The organism is Microbacterium sp. IEGM 1404 (assembly GCF_030056775.1).
Classification (GTDB): domain Bacteria; phylum Actinomycetota; class Actinomycetes; order Actinomycetales; family Microbacteriaceae; genus Microbacterium.
In genome coordinates, this window is sequence record NZ_JASHKP010000005.1 from 63335 (window position 1) to 81408 (window position 18074).

18 protein-coding genes and 1 pseudogene are annotated in these 18074 nt (G+C 72.1%); 8 read left to right on the top strand and 11 right to left on the bottom strand.

From position 1 onward, the window contains the following. Positions 1–106: 106 nt before the first annotated feature. Positions 107–1315, top strand: coding sequence for a sensor histidine kinase (locus QM517_RS16970; protein ID WP_283289177.1), 1209 nt, complete (start codon positions 107–109; stop codon positions 1313–1315). Then, complete coding sequence (locus QM517_RS16975; protein ID WP_283289179.1) at positions 1312–1977, top strand: response regulator; 666 nt, start codon at positions 1312–1314, stop codon at positions 1975–1977. The genes QM517_RS16970 and QM517_RS16975 overlap by 4 nt, the downstream gene beginning before the upstream one ends. Before the next feature lie 8 nt (positions 1978–1985). Here QM517_RS16975 and QM517_RS16980 read toward each other — a convergent pair whose 3' ends face one another. The 3 genes from QM517_RS16980 to QM517_RS16990 all read right to left on the bottom strand — a co-directional run bounded on the left by QM517_RS16980 (position 1986) and on the right by QM517_RS16990 (position 5323). Beyond that, on the bottom strand, positions 1986–2930 hold the full coding sequence (locus QM517_RS16980; RefSeq protein ID WP_283289181.1) for a hypothetical protein: 945 nt from the start codon (positions 2928–2930) through the stop codon (positions 1986–1988). Positions 2931–2968: 38 nt separating this feature from the next. After that, complete coding sequence (locus tag QM517_RS16985; RefSeq protein WP_077052561.1) at positions 2969–3925, bottom strand: alpha/beta hydrolase; 957 nt, start codon at positions 3923–3925, stop codon at positions 2969–2971. Between the two features lie 195 nt (positions 3926–4120). Further along, a complete protein-coding gene (locus tag QM517_RS16990; RefSeq protein WP_283289183.1) occupies positions 4121–5323 on the bottom strand; it encodes an MFS transporter in 1203 nt (400 codons plus the stop codon). A gap of 115 nt (positions 5324–5438) precedes the next feature. Here QM517_RS16990 and QM517_RS16995 point away from each other — a divergent pair, with 115 nt between their 5' ends. Beyond that, positions 5439–5885 (top strand): MarR family winged helix-turn-helix transcriptional regulator, encoded by a 447-nt coding sequence (locus QM517_RS16995; RefSeq protein WP_077052559.1) that lies wholly within the window; start codon positions 5439–5441, stop codon positions 5883–5885. A gap of 25 nt (positions 5886–5910) precedes the next feature. Here QM517_RS16995 and QM517_RS17000 read toward each other — a convergent pair whose 3' ends face one another. The 3 genes from QM517_RS17000 to QM517_RS17010 form a co-directional block, all read right to left on the bottom strand. Then, positions 5911–6138 carry a hypothetical protein gene (locus tag QM517_RS17000; protein ID WP_283289185.1) on the bottom strand — a complete coding sequence of 76 codons (228 nt, stop codon included), beginning with the start codon at positions 6136–6138 and terminating at the stop codon, positions 5911–5913. Positions 6139–6177: 39 nt separating this feature from the next. After that, a complete protein-coding gene (locus QM517_RS17005) occupies positions 6178–7920 on the bottom strand; it encodes a Na+/H+ antiporter (RefSeq protein ID WP_283289187.1) in 1743 nt (580 codons plus the stop codon). A gap of 158 nt (positions 7921–8078) precedes the next feature. Beyond that, complete coding sequence (locus QM517_RS17010; RefSeq protein ID WP_283289188.1) at positions 8079–8870, bottom strand: SDR family NAD(P)-dependent oxidoreductase; 792 nt, start codon at positions 8868–8870, stop codon at positions 8079–8081. Between the two features lie 58 nt (positions 8871–8928). Between QM517_RS17010 and QM517_RS17015 the strand changes: the two genes are divergently transcribed. Together QM517_RS17015 and QM517_RS17020 are read left to right on the top strand one after the other, a co-directional pair. Continuing rightward, the gene (locus QM517_RS17015; protein ID WP_283289190.1) at positions 8929–9600 is read left to right on the top strand and encodes a TetR/AcrR family transcriptional regulator; all 672 of its coding nucleotides are present in this window, start codon (positions 8929–8931) and stop codon (positions 9598–9600) included. A gap of 80 nt (positions 9601–9680) precedes the next feature. Continuing rightward, entirely contained in the window at positions 9681–9995 is a 315-nt protein-coding gene (locus QM517_RS17020; RefSeq protein ID WP_283289192.1) for a hypothetical protein, read from the top strand. A 49-nt stretch (positions 9996–10044) separates the two neighbouring features. Here the strand turns inward: QM517_RS17020 and QM517_RS18745 are convergent, their stop codons facing one another. Continuing rightward, on the bottom strand, positions 10045–10950 hold the full coding sequence (locus QM517_RS18745; protein WP_283289194.1) for an SbcC/MukB-like Walker B domain-containing protein: 906 nt from the start codon (positions 10948–10950) through the stop codon (positions 10045–10047). Positions 10951–11120: 170 nt separating this feature from the next. Between QM517_RS18745 and QM517_RS18750 the strand changes: the two genes are divergently transcribed. Together QM517_RS18750 and QM517_RS18800 are read left to right on the top strand one after the other, a co-directional pair. Further along, complete coding sequence (locus QM517_RS18750; RefSeq protein ID WP_283289196.1) at positions 11121–11978, top strand: hypothetical protein; 858 nt, start codon at positions 11121–11123, stop codon at positions 11976–11978. 754 nt (positions 11979–12732) lie between these two features. Continuing rightward, positions 12733–13296, top strand: a complete 564-nt coding sequence (locus QM517_RS18800) for a hypothetical protein (protein WP_374114707.1) — start codon at positions 12733–12735, stop codon at positions 13294–13296. Here QM517_RS18800 and QM517_RS18755 read toward each other — a convergent pair. The 4 genes and pseudogenes from QM517_RS18755 to QM517_RS17050 all read right to left on the bottom strand — a co-directional run. Beyond that, positions 13212–13391: pseudogene (locus QM517_RS18755) on the bottom strand (ATP-binding protein); the annotation flags it as partial. The gene QM517_RS18800 and the pseudogene QM517_RS18755 overlap by 85 nt on opposite strands. Further along, positions 13388–14122 carry a DUF4194 domain-containing protein gene (locus tag QM517_RS17040; protein WP_283289198.1) on the bottom strand — a complete coding sequence of 245 codons (735 nt, stop codon included), beginning with the start codon at positions 14120–14122 and terminating at the stop codon, positions 13388–13390. The pseudogene QM517_RS18755 and the gene QM517_RS17040, both read right to left, overlap by 4 nt. Further along, entirely contained in the window at positions 14115–15590 is a 1476-nt protein-coding gene (locus tag QM517_RS17045; RefSeq protein ID WP_283289201.1) for a DUF3375 domain-containing protein, read from the bottom strand. Before QM517_RS17045 ends, QM517_RS17040 begins: the two co-directional genes overlap by 8 nt. Positions 15591–15639: 49 nt before the next feature. Continuing rightward, on the bottom strand, positions 15640–16293 hold the full coding sequence (locus QM517_RS17050) for a DUF1028 domain-containing protein (protein WP_283289202.1): 654 nt from the start codon (positions 16291–16293) through the stop codon (positions 15640–15642). A gap of 130 nt (positions 16294–16423) precedes the next feature. On the opposite strand from QM517_RS17050, the gene QM517_RS17055 reads away from it, so the two are divergent. Then, positions 16424–17983 carry an ABC transporter substrate-binding protein gene (locus QM517_RS17055; RefSeq protein WP_303655737.1) on the top strand — a complete coding sequence of 520 codons (1560 nt, stop codon included), beginning with the start codon at positions 16424–16426 and terminating at the stop codon, positions 17981–17983. Positions 17984–18074 lie beyond the last annotated feature (91 nt).

The window sequence follows — 18074 nt, forward strand, 5'->3', positions numbered from 1 at the left end:
GCGGGCACGTCCCGCTCCCGGGGTGGATGCCTACCCCCACAGGGGGATCCGCGTCTGCCCCGGAACGGCGATGGCTCCGCGGCGCCCGGACCGCCAGACTGGGACGATGCCACCCGTCCCGACGATCGACGCGGCGCCGCGCCTGCTGCCCTCGGTCCCGCGGTGGGTTCGCGACGTGGTCGCCGCGGTGCTCGTGATCGTGCCCGTCTTCGCTCCCGTGCCGTTCCCCGAGCTGCGCCCCTCGAGCCCGCTCGTGTACGTGCTCGCGATCCTGCCCGCGGTGGTCCTTCCGTTCCGTCGGCGCTGGCCGCGTTCGGCGCTCGTGGTGTGCATCGGGCTCTATATCGCCGCCCTCGCCCTCGGCACGCTCGCGCCCGGGGCCGCCCTCGCCGTCGTCATCGCCGCGTACGGCGTTCCCGACCGGCTGGATCGCCGGGCGGCGGCGCCCGTGAGCATCGCCGCGGTGGCGTTCGTCGTCGGCGCGAGCATCGTCGTCGAACTCACGACGGGCATGGACACCCGGTTCCTCCAGATCGGACTCTCCGTCGCGCTCGCCGGGGCGCTGGGGGATGCCACCCGCTCACGCCGCGCCTACGTCCTCGCCGTGATCGAGCGCGCCCGCCGTGCGGAACAGACGCGAGAGGCCGAGGCGAGTCGCCGGGTCACCGAGGAGCGGTTGCGTATCGCCCGCGACCTCCACGACGCGGTGGCGCATCAGATCTCGGTCATCAGCCTCAACGCGGGGGTCGCCTCGTCCGCTCTCGAGACGCGGCCCGACCGGGCCCGCGAGGCGCTCGCCACGATCCGCACCGCGTCGCGCGAGGTCCTGGGGGAGATCGGTTCGATGCTGACGGTCCTGCGCACGCCCGACGAGGGAGGGATCCGCGAGCAGCCCGGGCTGGCGCGTCTGACGGACGTCGTGGAGTCGGTCCGCGTCGCCGGGTGGGACGTCGTCGTGCGGGACGAGAGGGACGCGGAGCCGGTGCCGCTCGGCGTCGACATCGTGGCGTACCGCGTGGTGCAGGAGGGGCTGACCAACGCCCTCAAGCACGGGACGTCCCGGCGCGTCCATGTGCTGCTGAGGCGTGACGGCGACGCGCTCGAGGTGGTCGTCACCAACCCCCTCGATCACGTGCCCGCCGACCCCGAGCTGCCGCCGTCGGGCTTCGGTCTGGTCGGCCTGCGCGAGCGGGTGGATTCCGTGGGCGGTGTCTTCGAGGCCGGTCCCGCCCCGGGCGGCTTCCGGCTCGCCGCCCGGCTTCCGCTCGCGCCCACGGCGGCCGGCGCCCGCCCCGCTTCCGGAGGTGTCGCGTGACCACGGTGCTCGTCGTCGACGACCAGGCCCTCATCCGGTCGGCGGTGCGCGACCTCCTCGACGCGGCGCCCGGCGTCGAGGTCGTCGGAGAAGCCGCGGACGGCGAGGCGGCCGTCGACCTCGCCCGCACCCTGCGCCCCGACGTCGTCGTGTGCGACATCCGGATGCCACGGATGGACGGCATCGAGGCGACCGGGCTCATCTGCGGCGACCCGGCACTGGGCGACACCCGCGTGCTCATCCTCACGACGTTCGAGGAGGACGACTACGTCGTCGCGGCGCTCCGCGCGGGTGCGAGCGGCTTCATCGGGAAGGGCGCCGAGCCGGACGACATCGTGCAGGCGGTCCACACCGTGCACGACGGCGGCGCGCTGCTGTCCGCCGCGGCCACACGCGCGATGATCGAGAAGTACGTGCGGGGAGCGGCATCCGATCCTCCGCGTCCGTCGCCGGCCCTCGACGTCCTCACCGACCGGGAGCGCGAGGTGCTCCGCCTCGTCGGCCGCGGGCGCTCCAACGACGAGATCGCGGGGGATCTGTTCATCTCCCCGCACACCGCGAAGACGCACGTGAAGAACACCATGATCAAGCTCGGCGCGCACGACCGGGCGCAGCTCGTGATCGCGGCCTACGAGAGCGGACTGGTGCAGCCGGGGCGGTGAGCCGGGCGTCAGCGGAGCCGGTGCAGGAGCCGCGCGGCGAGGTAGCGCGCGCGGCCCCGGGGCGAGAGCGGGTCGTAGCCGAGGGTGCGGGTCCACGTCTCGTGCCGCGCCTGCAGCGTGCTGTGGTGCAGCAGGAGCGTCGTGGCCGCGGATCGGATGCTGTCGCTGTCGACCACCACGTCGAGCGCGTCCCGCGTGCGCGCGTCGAGCGTGGCGAGGACCTCCACGTCGGGGTGCGCCTCGGGGGAGTGTTCGTGGGCGCGGGCCAGGCCGATGAGGACGCCGAGGTCGGCGGCGTCGACGACGGGATGCCGGACGTCGGTCAGGCGGAGGGCCAGGAGAGCGTCGGCGCACGCGCGCGGTATGCCGTCGAGATCGTCCGCGAGGCTCACGCCCGCGGGACCGGCCGGCGCCTGGCCGTCGCCCAGCCCGACCCAGACCGGCCCTCGCGGAGTCGCGAGGACGGTCGCAGGCCCGACGAACGGCTGCGGTCCCGGCGGGGGAGCCGCGACGATCCGGACCGGACCGTCGAGCTTCAGCCGGTGGGCCGCGGCCTGGCGATCCACCCGTGACGCGCCCGCGTCGATGACTCGATCCACGGCGCTCGTCGTCGGCGCACTGCGCATCTCCACGATCGCGAGGGCGAGACGCGCACGATCGAGGATCATCGCGTCATTGACGGTCGCCTCTGCGTCTCGCTCGAGCCAGACGCTCTCGGTCGGCGTCGCGCGATCGCCGTCCCCGTCGTCGACACGCGCGCCGTCGGCGTCGATGCGGACGACCCGTCCCCGGACGCGAGCCCCCGCGGTGGTCGCGCCCAGGATCGCCGCTGCCCGAACGATCGCCTCTGCCCCGGCGCCGCCGGCGACGAGCGCGTCGAAATACTCGATGATCTTCAGCGACTCGCTCGCCGCGGGATCGAGCACCGTCAGTCGGCCCAGCAGTTCGCGCATGAGGTCACCCCCGTCTCGCGCTCAGCTTAGGACCGCGCTCACCCCCACAGGCGTCGGATCCAGCGGTCGCGAGCGTCCACGGCATCCTGGGACAACGCCGCCTGCGGTGCCAGCCCGTCGAACGCGTGGAAGCCGCCCGGCCACACGTGCAGCTCGGCGACGCCTCCCGCCGCCCAGATCGCGGAGGCGTAGGCGACGTCCTCGTCCCGGAAGACCTCGGCGCTACCGCACTCGATGAACGCCGGGGGGAGTCCCGACAGATCGGTGGCGCGTGCGGGCGCGGCGTAGATCGAGACGGCGTCGGTGCGGACGCGGTCGCCGAGCAACGACGTCCAGCCGAGGATGTTGCTCCCGCGATCCCACACGCCCACGCCGTCGATGTCGTGGGTCGATCCGGTGGCATCCCGATCGTCGAGCATCGGGTAGAGGAGCACCTGCCCGGCGAGGTGCGGTCCGCTCCGGTCACGGGCGAGGAGCGCCACACCCGCGGCCAGACCGCCGCCGGCACTGCCCCCCGCGATGATCAGCCGGTCGGCTTCGATCCCGAGCTCGTCGGCGTGGGCCGCGGTCCAGACGAGGCCCGCGTAGCAGTCCTCGACGGGGTACGGGTCCGGGAACTCGGGGGCCAGGCGGTACTCGACCGTCACGAGGACGGCGTTGTAGGTGCGCAGCCACCCGGCGAAACCGAGCGCGGCGGTGAACCGGTCTCCGATGATCATGCCGCCGCCGTGGGTGTGGAAGATCCCCGGTCCGGTGCCCGTGCGGCCACGGACCTGGACGACGGAGACGACGATCTCGGCGCCCTCGTATCCCGGGATGACGATGTCGCGGGATTCCAGGTCGAGTTCGTCCATCTGCTCCTGCGGGGTCGGTATCCCCGGGACTCCGCCCTGTCGCATCGCGGGAATCATCTCGGCCGTGAGGGTCGGCGGCATCATCGCGGAGATCACCTCGAGCATCGGGGCGAGTTCGGGGTCGAAAGGGGGTCGCGTCATCGGGAATCCTTCCTCGGGAACGCCTCGTCGCGTTCCCCTCGATTCTCCGACGCACGCGAGACCGCCACCCCCGCCGGATGGCGGAGGATGTCGAGGGCGGACCCGACGACCGGCGGGGCGGCGTGCGCTTGTGGGGCTGTGGACCGGGCTGATCCCGCCGCGGCGGAGGGCAGGTGCCCCCGCCGCGGCCGCCGGTCAGCGCTGGACGGGTTCCAGAGCGGCGCCCTGCTCCTCACCGGAGGGTGCCGCCGTGTTTCGGCGCCCACGGGCCATCGTGGCGGCGAGCACGATGACCGCCGCCGCGGTGATCCCCGCGCCGATCCACAGCGGAGACGTATACCCGAGACCCGCCGCGATCCCGATTCCGCCGGCCCAGGCCCCCAGCGCGTTCCCGACGTTGAAGGCGCCGATGTTGGCGCCCGAGGCGAGCGTCGGCGCCGAGCCGGCGTACACCATCGTGCGGCTCTGCAGCGCGGGGACCGTCGCGAAGCCGAACCCGCCCATGAGGAACAGGGCGACGATCGCGGCGATGCCCGAGGTCGCGAGCGCCGCGAACGCGACGAGGACCACGAAGAGCACCGACACCGCGACGAGCAGCGTGCCGTCGATCGAGCGGTCCGCGAGGCGTCCGCCCACGGCGTTGCCGATGACGAGACCGATCCCGAACAGCACGAGCAGCCACGGCACCGCCCCGCTGTCGAAACCGCTGACCTCCGTCAGCGTGTAGGCGATGTAGGTGAACCCGCCGAACATCCCGCCGTACGCCAGGACGGTCACCACCAGCGACACCCACACCTGCCCCGAGCGGAACGCCCGCAGCTCGTGGCGGAGGCGGACGGCGGCATCCGGCCGGGGGAGCTTCGGGACGAGCGTCAGGATGCCGATGAACGCCAGGATGCCGATCCCGGCGATGACCCAGAACGTCGAACGCCACCCGAACTGCTGACCGAGGAAGGTGCCGAAGGGCACGCCGAAGACGTTGGCCGCGGTGAGGCCGGTGAACATCAGGGCGATCGCGCCCGCCTTCTTCTCGGGCGCGACGAGGCCGGCGGCCACGACGGCGCCGATACCGAAGAACGCCCCGTGGCAGAGCGCCGCGATGATGCGACCGATCATCGCGATGCCGTAGTCGGGAGCCAGCGCGGTGAGCGCGTTGCCCAGGATGAACAGCACGATCAGCCCCAGGAGCACGGGCTTGCGGGGGAGGCGGGTGGTCGCCGCGGTGAGTCCGAGCGCGCCCACCACGACGCTCAGGGCGTAGCCGGAGATGAGCCACCCGGCGGCCGACTCGGACACGGCGAAGTCCGTCGCGACCTCCGGGAGCAGGCCCATGATGACGAACTCCGTGAGTCCGATACCGAACGCGCCGACGGCGAGGGCGATGAGTCCTAGGGGCATGAGGGGTCTCCTGATACACTCGAAGTAGTTGCAGACGCGCTCTTTTGCAGCGCTGAGCAAAATGATTGCACACACAAGTAAAGCGCGCAAGCAAGTATCGAGAAGGAGTGCGCCCATGGGCATCGCTGATGACGCCGTCGAGATCCGTGCGCGCGGCTGGCGCACGCTGGCGGCCCTCCACGGACTCATCGAGGCCGAACTCGAGCGCGCGCTCGGCGTCGTCGAGCTGTCGGTCGTCGAGTACACGGTGCTGGACGCGCTCGACCGGCAGGACGGCTGGCACATGCGCATGCAGCAGCTCGCGCGGGCGGCGGCACTCAGCCCCAGCGCGACCACGCGCTTGGTGAACCGCCTCGAAGACCGCGGACTCCTGACCCGGGTGCTGTGCGCCGACGACCGACGCGGGATCTACACCGAGCTCACCCCGGCCGGCCGCTCACTGTACGAACGCGCGCGACCCGTCCACGACGAGGCGCTGGAGCGCGTGCTGGCGGACGCCGGGACGCAGCCGGAGCTCGCCCCGGTCGTCGACGCTCTCCACGGGGTCGCGCTTCCGGCGTGAGTCGCCCGGCCGTCGCCGGCCGCCGTCAGACGATGCCGCCGATCATGGCATCCCGTCGCAGCTGCGCGTGCGTGGCGTGGAACTTCCCGTCGGGGGTCCACCACGCCTCGTGCCCGGCGGCGTCGGGATGCTGCTCGACGACCGCCGGCCAATGGGCCTTGATGTCCTTGAGGTAGTAGCGGATCTCGCCGCCGATCGTGCGCTTGTCGACCTTGTCCGACGCTTCCAGCTGGTCCTGCGTGGGCTCGCTCATGGCGCCAGCCTAGGGGCGTGCGGCATCCTCGGGGCGGCCTCAGTCCGTGGCTTTCTCCATACCGCGCGCACGGATCTCCTCGATGTCGAGATCGGCGAGGATCCGGCGTGCGACCAGATCGTCGATGGTGCCCTCGCGGCGCAGGCGCAGCAGCACCTCGCGCTTCCGGTCCAGGATCGCCAGGCGCAGTCGCGTGGCCTCGCGGTGCCGGAGCAGGGGCGAGCGCTGCGTCACGTCGATGTCGTCGCTGACGGCGATCATCTCCAGCTGACCCGCGGGTCGGCGTCCGTCGTCCTCGCCGTCCGCCCCGGGCGGGATCGGGCCCATCCGGGACGCGGTGTCGTCGCCGTCGGCATCCCCGTCGTCGTCCGCGCGGTCGCGCTCCTCAGCGGCCCGCTGACGGGCGACCGCGCGGGCGTTGGCGAGTTCGAGACGCTCGTACCCCTCCTGGCGGGCCCGGTCCTTCACGACGTCGCTGATGCCGTGCTCGACGGCGAGGTCGTCGAGCGCGAGAAGCGCAGCCCCCGAGATCGCGCGCTGCGCGAGCTCGAACTCCTCGACCGCCGCGTCGTCGGTCGGGAGTTTCGCCCACTTGATGACGGCCGGCAGCAGCGGGCCCTGCACGAGCAGGGTCAGGACGATCACTCCGGCGGTGACGAAGACGACCGCGTCGCGCCCGGCGACGGGGGAGCCGTCGGCCGTCGTGAGCGGCACCGACAGCGCGATCGCGAGCGACACCGCCCCGCGGAATCCGGCCACCGTGCTGACCACCCGCGAACGATGTCGCAGCGACCGCGACGACGACGGTCCCGGGCGCGAGAACGGGGAGAAGAACCACTGGAACAGATACCGCACGAGCGCCAGCACGATCCAGGCCGCCACCGTGATGAGCAGCAGCATGCCGATCTCGGAGGGCGAGATCTCGTGCAGCACGAGTTGGATCTCGAGCCCGATCAGCACGAACAGGGCGCCGTTGAGCAGGTAGACGCCGAAGGGCCACGTGGCATCCGCGGCCCGTCGAGACATGGCGGTGGTGATGCGCGGGGCGATCCACGCGACGATGAGGCCCGCGAACACGACGGCCAGGACGCCCGATGCGTGGACGATCTCGGCGACGAGGAACGCGACGAACGGCACGAGCGTCAATGTGAGGTTGATCGTGAGCGTCGACTCCATGCGGCGCAGCGCGAGATAGGCGAGCGCGGCGACGGCGACACCCGCAGCGGCACCGCCGACGTACGACAGCAGCACCATGCCCGTGATCTGCCACGGCGTGATCTGGTCGCCGATGAGGAGCGACACGGCGATCGAGTACAGCACGAGCGCGGTTCCGTCGTTGGTGAGGCTCTCGGCCTTCAGCTTCATGAACGTGCGCTCGGGGAGCAGGCGTCCGAGGGCCGCGACGGCGGTGGCATCCGGGGGAGCGACCGCCGCGCCCAGCACGAGCGCGGCTTCCCACGGCACGCCCATCCACGTCGCGACGCCGGCGACGGCGAAGGCGGATGCCACGACCAGCAGCGTGCTCATCGGCACGATGTACCGCAGCGAACGGCGCACGGACCGCAGCGACGTCGTCCACGCCTCGCGGAACAGCAGGACGGGGAGGAACAGCAGCAGGACCGTCTCGGGCGGCAGCTCGATCTGCCGCAGTTCCGGTACGAAGCCGAGGGCGAGCCCGATCACCAGCAGGACCAACGGCGTCGCGACGCGCAGGCGTGGGGCCAGCACCGTGCCCACGAGCATCGCGAGCCCGAGCAGAACCGTGACTTCGAGTCCTTGCATCCCCAGCCGCCTTCCACCGTGCCCTCAGCACACAGCGTAGAGAGCGGTCACAGAATTCCCGAGGCCGCGTTCGCTGTCGGCGTGCGGCGAGCGGGTGCGGTCCGGGCGCCCTCCGCGTGCGGCGGCACGGGACGCCGGGACCGAGCGGGCGCCCGCGGTCAGGCGCGACGCGACGGGCGCATGGCCCGCTCGGCGACGGCGATCGCGACGCGTTCGGGGAGCACGGCGGCCAGGCGCGACGAGAACGCGTTCGCTGCGCCGTCGATGACCGTGGGCCGGCCGCGTCGGAGGCCGCGCAGGGCACTATCCACCACACCGTCGGGTGTGCGCCGCGGACCGAACGAGGCGTCGTCGCCCGCGGTCGCGAAGAAGGGCGTCGCGGTCGCGCCGGGGCAGATGGCCACGACGTCGACCCCGGTGCCGCGCGTTTCGCGCCATAGCGCGCGCGAGAACGACAGGACGTAGGCCTTCGTCGCGCCGTAGACCGACATGTGGGGCAGGGGTTGGAACGCGGCCGTGCTGGCGACGTTGACGACAGCGCCTCGCCGTCGGTCGAGCATACCCGGGAGCAGGAGGGCGGTGAGCTCGGTGAGGCTCGTGACGTTGACGGTGACCTGCGTCGTGATCGAGGCGAGCGGCTGGGTGGCGAGATCCCCGTGGATGCCGAGGCCGGCGTTGTTGATGAGGGCGTCGATCCGCAGGCCCTCGGTGTGCAGTCGCTCGGCGAGGGCCGCGGCAGCTCCCGGCGCGTCGAGATCGTGGGCGACCGCGACGGCCCGGATGCCGTGCGTCTGCGCGAGATCGTCCGCCAGGGCCGTCAGGGCGTCCGCGCTGCGCGCGACCAGGACGAGGTCTCCTCCGTCCGCGGCGATCCGTTCGGCGAAGGCGCGTCCGATGCCCGAGGAGGCGCCCGTGACGAGGGTGGTGGTTCCGCGGCCAATGCTGCGCATGTTGTCTCCTAATTAAACAAACCAGTCGGTCTATATAACTCGGAACTATACTGTTCGAATGACCTCGCGTCCAGACGAAGCCCCCGACGCGCCCCCGCGTCGCGTCGGTCGCCCCCGTGGTCGCACCTCCCAGGGGGCGGCGTCCCGGGACGGGATCATCGACGCCGCCGCGACGGTCTTCGCCCGTCTGGGCTACGACCGTGCCCGCATGGCCGACATCGTCGAGGCGAGCGGGCTGTCGAAGGGATCGGTCTACTTCCACTTCGACAGCAAGGAGGCGCTCGCGGTCGCGGTCCTCGCCGCGCGCCACGAGCGGTGGGTCACCGACGTGCGGGTCGCGCTCGACTCGGTCGAGCCCGGCGAGCCCCGACTGCGCGCCCTGTTGCCGGCCGTGCTGGCGCTGCACGACGGCGACCCGGATGCCTGGGTCATCTCCCGTCTGACCTGGGCCCTCGCCGATCAGGACGAGACGCGCGCATTCGCAGCCTCGCTCACGCGGCGGTGGATCGACGTCGTCGCCGAGGTCGTGCGGGACGCCGCGGCGGGTCGGCAGGGTGTCGACGCCGAAGCGGTGGCGACGGTGGTGGTCGGGGGGTTCGACGGACTCAAGACGACGGCCGCCGTGCTGCACTCCGACGATCCTGCCGCGGCCCACGACGCCCTCGTTAGGGCCGGGCGCGTGTGGGAGCGCATGGTCTTCGATCTCGTCCTGGGGACGCAGGGCGGCTGAACCGGTGCGCCCTTCGGTTGAGGCCACAGGGTGGAGAGTGGCTCTTTTGGCGCCCGGCGTTCGAGGGTCATTCTGGTCCAATGAGCCGCGAAACCCGCCAGATCGTCGATCCTGAGAGTCCAGTCTCCTTCGATTGGACCCTTGCCGAGCTGCTGGATTGGATCGCGATCGCCGACGCGCGGTGCCACGACGAGCGACTCCTCGGGGCGTTGGATGCCATCGACCGCGCGCTCGCTCCCACGACGGCGCCGACGCCGCCCGCGGTCGTCCTGGTGCGAGCGCTGGCCTCGCGCGTCGCCGCGGACCCGTCGCTGGGGCGGCGGCGGCTCGGGGATGTCATCGGGCAGCCCGCACCGGCCCTCGCCGAGAGTGCGCGGGCGCTCGTGGCGGTGTGAGGGCACGATCGCGGAGACGGCGCGGGCGCTGCCCCGCCCACCCGCGCGGTCAGGCCGGCAGCGCCACCTTCGCCTTCGCCCACGACCGCCCGCGGGTGTCCTTGAGGATGTCGTACTCGACGTCCACGTGCGGCTCGATCGCGCTGTACTTGTCGTTCGGCGCCCCGATGACCAGCTGGAACCCGAGGCCGCGCCAGGCGCCGATCGCCCGCTTGGTGAAGTGCGCGTCGGCCTTGATGAGCGCCTCGTCGAGGAACACCGGGGCGTAGCGCGGACGCTCGGCGCCGGCATCCCCGAGCTGATAACGCAGGGCCGCGCCGACGATGAACGCGATGAGCTCCTGCGATTCGCCGCCGGACTTCTCGCCGATGTGGTCGTACAGGGCGACGTGCTCGCCGGTCGCGGCGCGGAAGCGCTCGGCGCTGACCCGCACGTGGTTGCGGACGTCGACGAGGTCGGCGAAGTCGGGCGCGGTGGGCCGGATGCGGCCGATGAGCCGCGCCATCCGGCCGTACACGGCCTCGCGCTCCTCGTCGGTGGAGGCCGCGTCGATGGCGGCGCGGACGTCGCGCAGCTCGCGGCGGAACCGCCGCCGCACCTCGGACTGGCTCTCGCGGGGCACGATCTGCAGGCGGTGCTCGTCGTCGTAGAACGGCAGGTCGCGCATGATGTCGTTGATCGGTGCGATGCGGTCGCGGATCTCGCGCAGCGCCCGGGTGAGGGACGCGTCGAGGTTGGTGAGGTCGTTGCCCGAGAGGCGCAGCAGGCTGTCGCGCCACTCCGCCTCCAGCTCGTGCAGGCCGCTGGCCTCGAGGTCGGCGAGCATCCGCTCGAAGTCGCCGAGCGATTCGTCGGGGTCGGCGAGCAGGTTCGGGCTCGGCCACCGGTCGATGAACGCGGTGAGGGTGCGACGCAGGCTCTCGCGCTGCTCGCCCCAGTCTCCTGCGCGGCCCACTGGTCTTCCAAGAGGCGCTTGGATGCCGACTCGAGCGCGGCGTCGAAGCGCGCGAGACGCTGCGACGGCGACGCCGCGTCGTCCGTGGGCGCGACGAACAGCGCGTCGAGGTATGCGGCTTCGTCGTCGGTGAGCGTGAGCCCGGCGTCCTCGGCCTCCTCGAGACGCACATGGGCGGCATCCACCTCGTCGGTCACTTCGGCCCACCGGGCGGAGAGGCGCTGCTGCTCCGCCTTGGCGCTGCCGATCTCCTCGCGGAGACGCGCGGCGCGGGCGCGGGTGCCCGAGATCTGCTCCTGCAGTTCGGCGATGCGCGGGTTTCCGGCCGTGATCTCCGTGAGGGTTTCGTTCCAGCGCTCGATCTCACGATCCACGGATGCCGTGTCGACCTGCTCCCACGTGAGATCGGCGATCTTCTCGAGGGCGCTGCGGCGGTCGTCGAACGCGTCGAGCGCGGAGGCCGCCTCATCGACGGCGGTCTTCGCCCCGTCGAGGTCACGGCGGACGGTCGCGATCTCGTCGCCGAGCTCCGTGAGCCGCACCCGGCTGGAGAACCCGAGGATGCTCTGACGGATCGAACCGCCGTGCGCCCCGCGGGAGCCCTGGCTCGTCTGACCGGCGATCGTGAGCGCGAGGCGGTGCTGCGACAGCTCGCGGGCGGCATCCACGCAGACGAACGCGAACTGCTGCTCGAGCCGGTCCTGCAGCCAGCCGGTGAAGGGGGAGGGGCGGTAGTCGAGGCGCCCGGGGAGCGTCGCGGGGTCGAGGCCCGTGCGCTCGGGGAGACCGGTCGTCACGCCCTCGAACCGCAGACGCTCCGACAGGCGCACGCCGTCGATCGCGGCGCGGAAGGATGCCAGGTGCGCGGCGTCGACCAGGATCGTCGTCGCGAAACCGCCGAGGGCGAGCGTGAACGCCCCGCGCCACGGCTCGAACTCGGTGCGGACGTCGACGAGCTCGGCGACGAACGGCAGCTCGGCCGCGGTGAGACCCGCCGCCTCCGCCAGCGCCGCGCGCGCCTCGTGTAGGCGCGGCGGGATGTTGTCGTCGCGGGTCTGCGTGCGGCGGTGCTCCGCCTCGAGAGTCGCGAGCTGCTGGCGCAGGGCCGTGTGCCGGCTGCTCGCGGCGACGAACGCGTCGCGCACGGCGGACTTGGCATCCGTGTCGCCGAGGGTCCGGCGTGCCTCGTCGACGAGCCCCGCGAAGCCCTTCGCGTCGGCGACCTCGGTGCCGAGCGTTGCGAGCGCGGCGTCGAACCGGTCGCGGTCGCGCTGCATCCCGGCGCGGCGGCGTTCGAGCCCGCGGAGCTCGCGCTGCGCGGCGTCGAGCCGGTCGCCGCCCGCGGCGCGGAGGACATCGCCGAGGCCGTCGCGCTCGGCTTCCGCGGCATCGGCGAGCGCCTGTCGCTCGCGTACGAGCGCGTCGGTGGCGTGCGTCCGCTCGCGCAGTTCGTCCTCGACGGCGCCGAGCAGATCGATGCGGCGCTGCGCGCGCCACAGCGACGCGCGGGAGGAGGGGTCGCCGAAGCGTCCGAGCGCGTCGATGATGCGGACGCGCTCGGCGGCGTCGTCGATGCGGGTCTTGATGGTGCGGATCGGCTGCAGCGCCCGCACCTGCTGGCGCGCTTCGAGCATGCGCGTGCGGGTCGACTCGAGGCCGTCGAAGTGGGCGACGACGGCATCGGCGGTCGCGAGGGTCTCGGGCTCCTCCAGGACCATGCGCTTGTACAGGTCGTCGACGGTGGTGATCTGCTGGCCCGCCTGGATGCGGGCGAGCAGGCTCATGGCCTTCGCGCCCGACCCGGCGGCGCCGATCCCCAGCACCGCGTGCAGCCGCGCCGAGAACTCGCGGTCGGTCGCGAGGGTGTCGAGTCCGGTCGCGCGGACCGCGGAGTCGGAGAGGTGCTGGGATGCCGCCCGTTCGAGCCCGCGCAGGTCGAACGCGCCGTGGATCGTGCCGCGCACCTTCACGGCGTCGTCGAGCACGCGCGCGGCCGCGGGGATGTACCAGGCGCGCACCGCGGTGAAGCGGGCGCCGTCGTGGTCGACCCACGTCATCGCGATCGCCGTCCACGTGTCGGTGCCGTCGCCGCGCAGCACACGGACCTTCGTGCCCTCGTCGGTGCGCGACTCGTCGAGCTTGCCGCGGCCGTACGACAGGATGTTGCGCTGCTCCTGCCCGCGCGGGCGGCCGACCACCGCGCCGTTGGAGGCGCCGTTGAACGGGGTCGTGTGCGGCATCATCAGCGCGACGTACGCGTCCATCAGCGTCGACTTGCCCGAGCCCGACCCGCCGCACAGGAGCGTCGCGGTGGGAGCGAAGCGCACGCGGTGCTCGCCGTCGTAGCCGCCCCAGTTGATCAGCTGCAGTTCGTCGGCGACCCACTGCTGCCCGCGCGACGCGGCGGGGATCAGGCCGAACAGGGTCTCGAGCATCGTCATGCGGTCTGCTCCTCGGGAAGGGATGCCACGGCCTCGATCTCGTCGGAGGGCGCGGGCTCGGCATCCGTCGTCTGCTCGTCGAGCCACCGCTGCAGCTCGCGCAGCACCTCGGCGCTGAGGACGATCTCGATGAGCGGACCGATCCGGTACCGGCCCTCGGATTCCTCCTCGATGATGCCCTCGCGGTCGAGGCGGGCGATCGCGGTGCGCACGGCGCGCTGCTGGCTCGCGCGCGTGCCGTCGGATTCGGCGAAGTACGTGAGGACCGTCTGCTCGACCTCTTCGACGTCGACGCGGGCCGATGGCGCACCCGCGGTCGTCTCGCGCTGGAACACCGTCCGCAGGTACACGAGCACGAGCGTCTCGGCGCGCGAGTACGCCTCGTCCTTCAGCAGGATCGGCACGTCCACCTCGTCGCTGCGGACCTGCTCCTTGTACGCGACGCCCCGGTCGTGGTCGACGACGAGCCGCACGAACAGGTCGTTGAGGCGCGACTCGATCATCTGCTGGTGCTCCAGCAGCAGTTTCCACTCGGCGGGGGAGTTCTCGGCGAGCAGGAACCGGCGCTGCAGGATCCGCACGAGGACGCGTCGTACATCGGCATCCAGGATGCCGCGATCCCCGGCGAACAGCGCGTCGGGGTCGTTCTCCATCGCGACCGGGGCGATGAAGGCGGGGGTGTCGTCGCCTCTGACGGTGACGGTCGGGGCGGACGTGTCGACGTCAGTCATCGGCATCCGTTTCTATGGGGCGGACGGCGGTGACCGCCGTGAAAGCGAAGCGGCGGGTCGTGCCGTCGGGGCGGACCGCCTCGACGACGGAGACCTCCTCGCCCTCGGCGAGTCCGCGACGGTGGGCGATCTCGAGGAGGCCGACGAGATCGACGGGGCGGCGGGTGTACTCCTCCGCTCCGGCGAAGGCCTCGGCCAGGTCGAACCGGTCGCCGAGGGTCTCGACGTAGCGTTCCAGCTCGGCGTAGTGCGGGCCGCCCCACGCGCGCGTGTCCGCGTCGACGAACTCGACGTCGGACTCGTCGGATGCCAGCGGCTCGGGGGCTCCGGGCGGGCGCACGTCGCTGAGGGACCGGCGCAGATGGCCGATGTCGGCGAGCGGCAGGGTGCGCACGGGCTCGACGCGGCCCGGAGCCTTCGTCTGGCTCCACCGGTGCAGCCCCGCCATGACCGAGCGGAGCAGGTCGTCGACCTGGCGGTCGCGGATCGGATCGTGCGTCCTCACCTGCACCGTGATGACGTGCGAGGCGCGCCGCTGCGCCGTGAGCACCTCCCGCACACCCGCCTCGACGCGGCGGGCGATGGCATCCAGTTCTCCGCGCTGCTCGGGGGTCATCAGCCGCGCGAAGGGCTGGGTGAGCACGGCGTGCAGCTGGTCGGTGAGGTCGTCGATGTGCTCGGGGTCTCCGATCAGGCGCAGCGCGCCCTGGAACGCGCGCCCCTCGGGCGTGGCCTGCATGACGTGGCGTCCGCGCTCCAGGTACTCGCGCAGGACGTCACCGGTGGGGCGAGCGTCGCGCCGGAGCTCGGCGACGACGTCGCGCTGCATGGCCGCGATCGACTCGGCGACGCGGGAGAAGTCCGCGGGAAGCTCGCGGGCGAGGTGGATGACGTTCTCCGCCTCCTCGAGGAGATGCTCGTCGTCGAGGGGCTCGATGACGCCGTCGTCGAGCGCCGCGATCTCGGCATCCAGGGCCGCCCGCTCGGCGAGCAGGGCCTCGAGGCGCCGTTCGGGATCCGTCTCGGCGTCGCGCGCGAGCCGCTCGACGGCGTCGAGCAGCGTCCGCACCCGGGACCGCGACACGCGTGCGCGCCCGCCGCCCGCGCGCCCGGCGATCTCGAGCGCCCCGACGGCGTGGGCGGAGAGGCGGTACACCTCGACGTCGTCCTCGATCTGCAGGCTCAACCAGCCCACGCGCACCCACCCGCGGCAGATGTCGCGCGCCGACCCGGCGGGGAGGCGGCGGTCGTCGTCGGTGTCGTACCCCGCGGCGCGCAGTTCGTCCATCGCCTCGGCGACCTCGACGTGCGCGTCGGCGACCGCGACCGCGGGCCGGTCGGGCGAGAACACGTTCGACAGCACGGCCACGACGAACGGTGCGAACCGCCCGTGCAGCAGGTCGAGCATCGGGTTCTTGAACGCCGTGACCGAGCGCAGGTAAGCGGCTTCGGCGCGGGTGGTGGTCACTGGCTCGAGTCTACCGGCGGGGCGGGCCGGGCCCGAGTCGCACGCGGTTTCAGGGATAGCGCCGGCGCGCCCCCACGGCGCCGCGAGTCGGTGCCGACGCATCCGGCGTGACCGAAGCGAGTCGGCGTAGGCGCGACAGTTCCTCCACGGGGTCCGGGTGGTCGTCGACGCGGAGGTCGAGCACGACGTCGTCGTGCGAGGCGACCAGGACAGCCGCGCTCTGCCGGCCGCGGGCGTCGCCTCCGGCCCGTTCGCCCGCGGCCAGGACGTCGATCAGCCGATCGGCGAGATCCCGCCCGTCCGCCCTCCACGCCGCGGCCATCGCCGCGAGCACGTCGGGTCCGGCGAGGAGGTTGCCGATGAAGACGGCGTCGGGGGCCACGAGGTCCCCCGCCCACGCCGTGATGTCCGCACCCGAGCGTGCGGCGCCCGCACCCGACCACCCGAGCGCGGCGACCTGACGGAGCGCATGCCCGTCATCCCATCCCGGAGTGGCGGCCACCGCGTCGGCAGCCGAGCGTCCCTCGCGCATCGCTGCGAGCAACAGCCCGCGCAGCGCGCGATTCGTCCACGCCTGGCTGGCGACGACCCCGACGCCGGGGTCGACCGCGGTCACCCCCGCGCCGACGGCGAGGGATCGGCTCGCGGTGGCCGCGCCGATCAGGCCGTCGCGGGGGTCGCGGGCCAGCACGGTGAAGGTCATGGGCGCTCCTGAGGGGTCGGCGAGGCGCGGCGCGGCGCCGCGGGCGGGTTTGTGAAGATCGTGTTTCACCGCCGAGGTGGGGCTTGTGCCGACCCCCATGCTTGCACATACTGATCGAAACATCATCTAAATGATGGACACCTCACCCGATTGGCATCACATGAAACAGCGCATCACCCTCGGCATCGCCGGCGCGCTCGCCGCGACGCTCGCCCTCGCCGGTTGCTCCGCCGGTCAGAGCGTCGACATCGACGGCTCCGGCGGCAGTTCAGGTCAGACCCTCGTCGCCGCCATCGGCGGCGAGCCCGACCAGCTCGACCCGCAGAAGACGACGTCGTACTTCGCGTTCGAGGTGCTCGAGAACGTCTACGACACGCTCGTGCAGCCCGACGAGAACCTCGAGATGCAGCCCGCTCTCGCTGAGAGCTGGACCACCAGCGACGACCAGCTCACCTGGACCTTCACGCTGCGCGACGGGGTGAAATTCCAGGACGGCTCGGACTTCACGAGCGAAGACGTCGTCTACTCGTACCGTCGCATCATCGACGAGAAGCTCGCGAACGCGTGGAAGTTCTCCACGGTCACCGACGTCACCGCCCCCGATGACGCGACCGTCGTCATCACGGTCTCGCAGCCCACACCCAACCTGCTGTCGAACCTCGGTGGGTTCAAGGGCATGGCGATCGTGGAGAAGAGCAACGTCGAGTCGGGCGAGATCACGACTGCGCCGGTTGGCACGGGACCGTTCTCCGTCAGCGACTACGTCGCCGGCGACCACATCACGCTGACGGCCAACCCCGACTACTGGGGCGGCGCGCCCCAGCTCGGGGGAGTGGAGTACCGCTTCATCTCCGAGCCCGCCACCGCGCTGGCATCCCTGAAGGCAGGCGACATCGACTGGACCGACGTGGTCCCGCCCCAGCAGGTCGAGCAGCTGAAGAGCGACAGCTCGGTCACGCTCGGCCAGACGCCGTCGAGCGACTACTGGTACCTCGCCCTGAACGAGGCGAAAGCCCCGTGGAACGACGTGCGGGTCCGCCAGGCCATCGCGTACGCGATCGACCGGGATGCCATCGTTCAGGCCGTCAGCTACGGCACGGCCGAGGTCAACCAGCTCGCCATCCCGAAGCAGAGCGTCTGGTACACCGAGTACGACCAGTACTCCACCGACCTCGACAAGGCGAAGTCGCTGTTGGCCGAGGCCGGCTACACCGGTGGCACGCTGGACCTCCTCGCCACCAGCGACTACCCCGAGACGGTCACGGCCGCGCAGATCATCGCCGCCGAACTCGAACCGCTCGGCATCCAGGTGTCCATCCGCCAGCCCGACTTCTCGACGTGGCTCGACGAGCAGAACTCCGGCAACTTCGACATGCTCATGATGGGCTGGCTCGGCAACATCGACCCCGACGACTTCTACTACTCGCAGCACCACACCGACGGTGCCAGCAACGCGCAGAAGTTCTCGGATGCCGAGGTCGACCGCCTGCTCGACGCCGGTCGCGTCGAAACCGACACGGCGGCGCGCAAGGATCTCTACGCCCAGGCGGCGACGATCATCGCCGACAAGGCCAGCTACATCTACCTCTACAACCCGTCGGTGCTGCAGCTGTATTCGCCCAAGGTGTCGGGGTACGACACGCGTGCCGACCGCGCGATCCGGTTCGCCGGCGTCTCGTTGAGCGAGTGATCCGAGGCCGCGGGGGTCCGGCGTGCCGGTGCCCCCGCGGTCCCGCCCCGGGCCGTCCGGTCCGGTCTCTTCCGCCCCTCCCGTCCGCCTC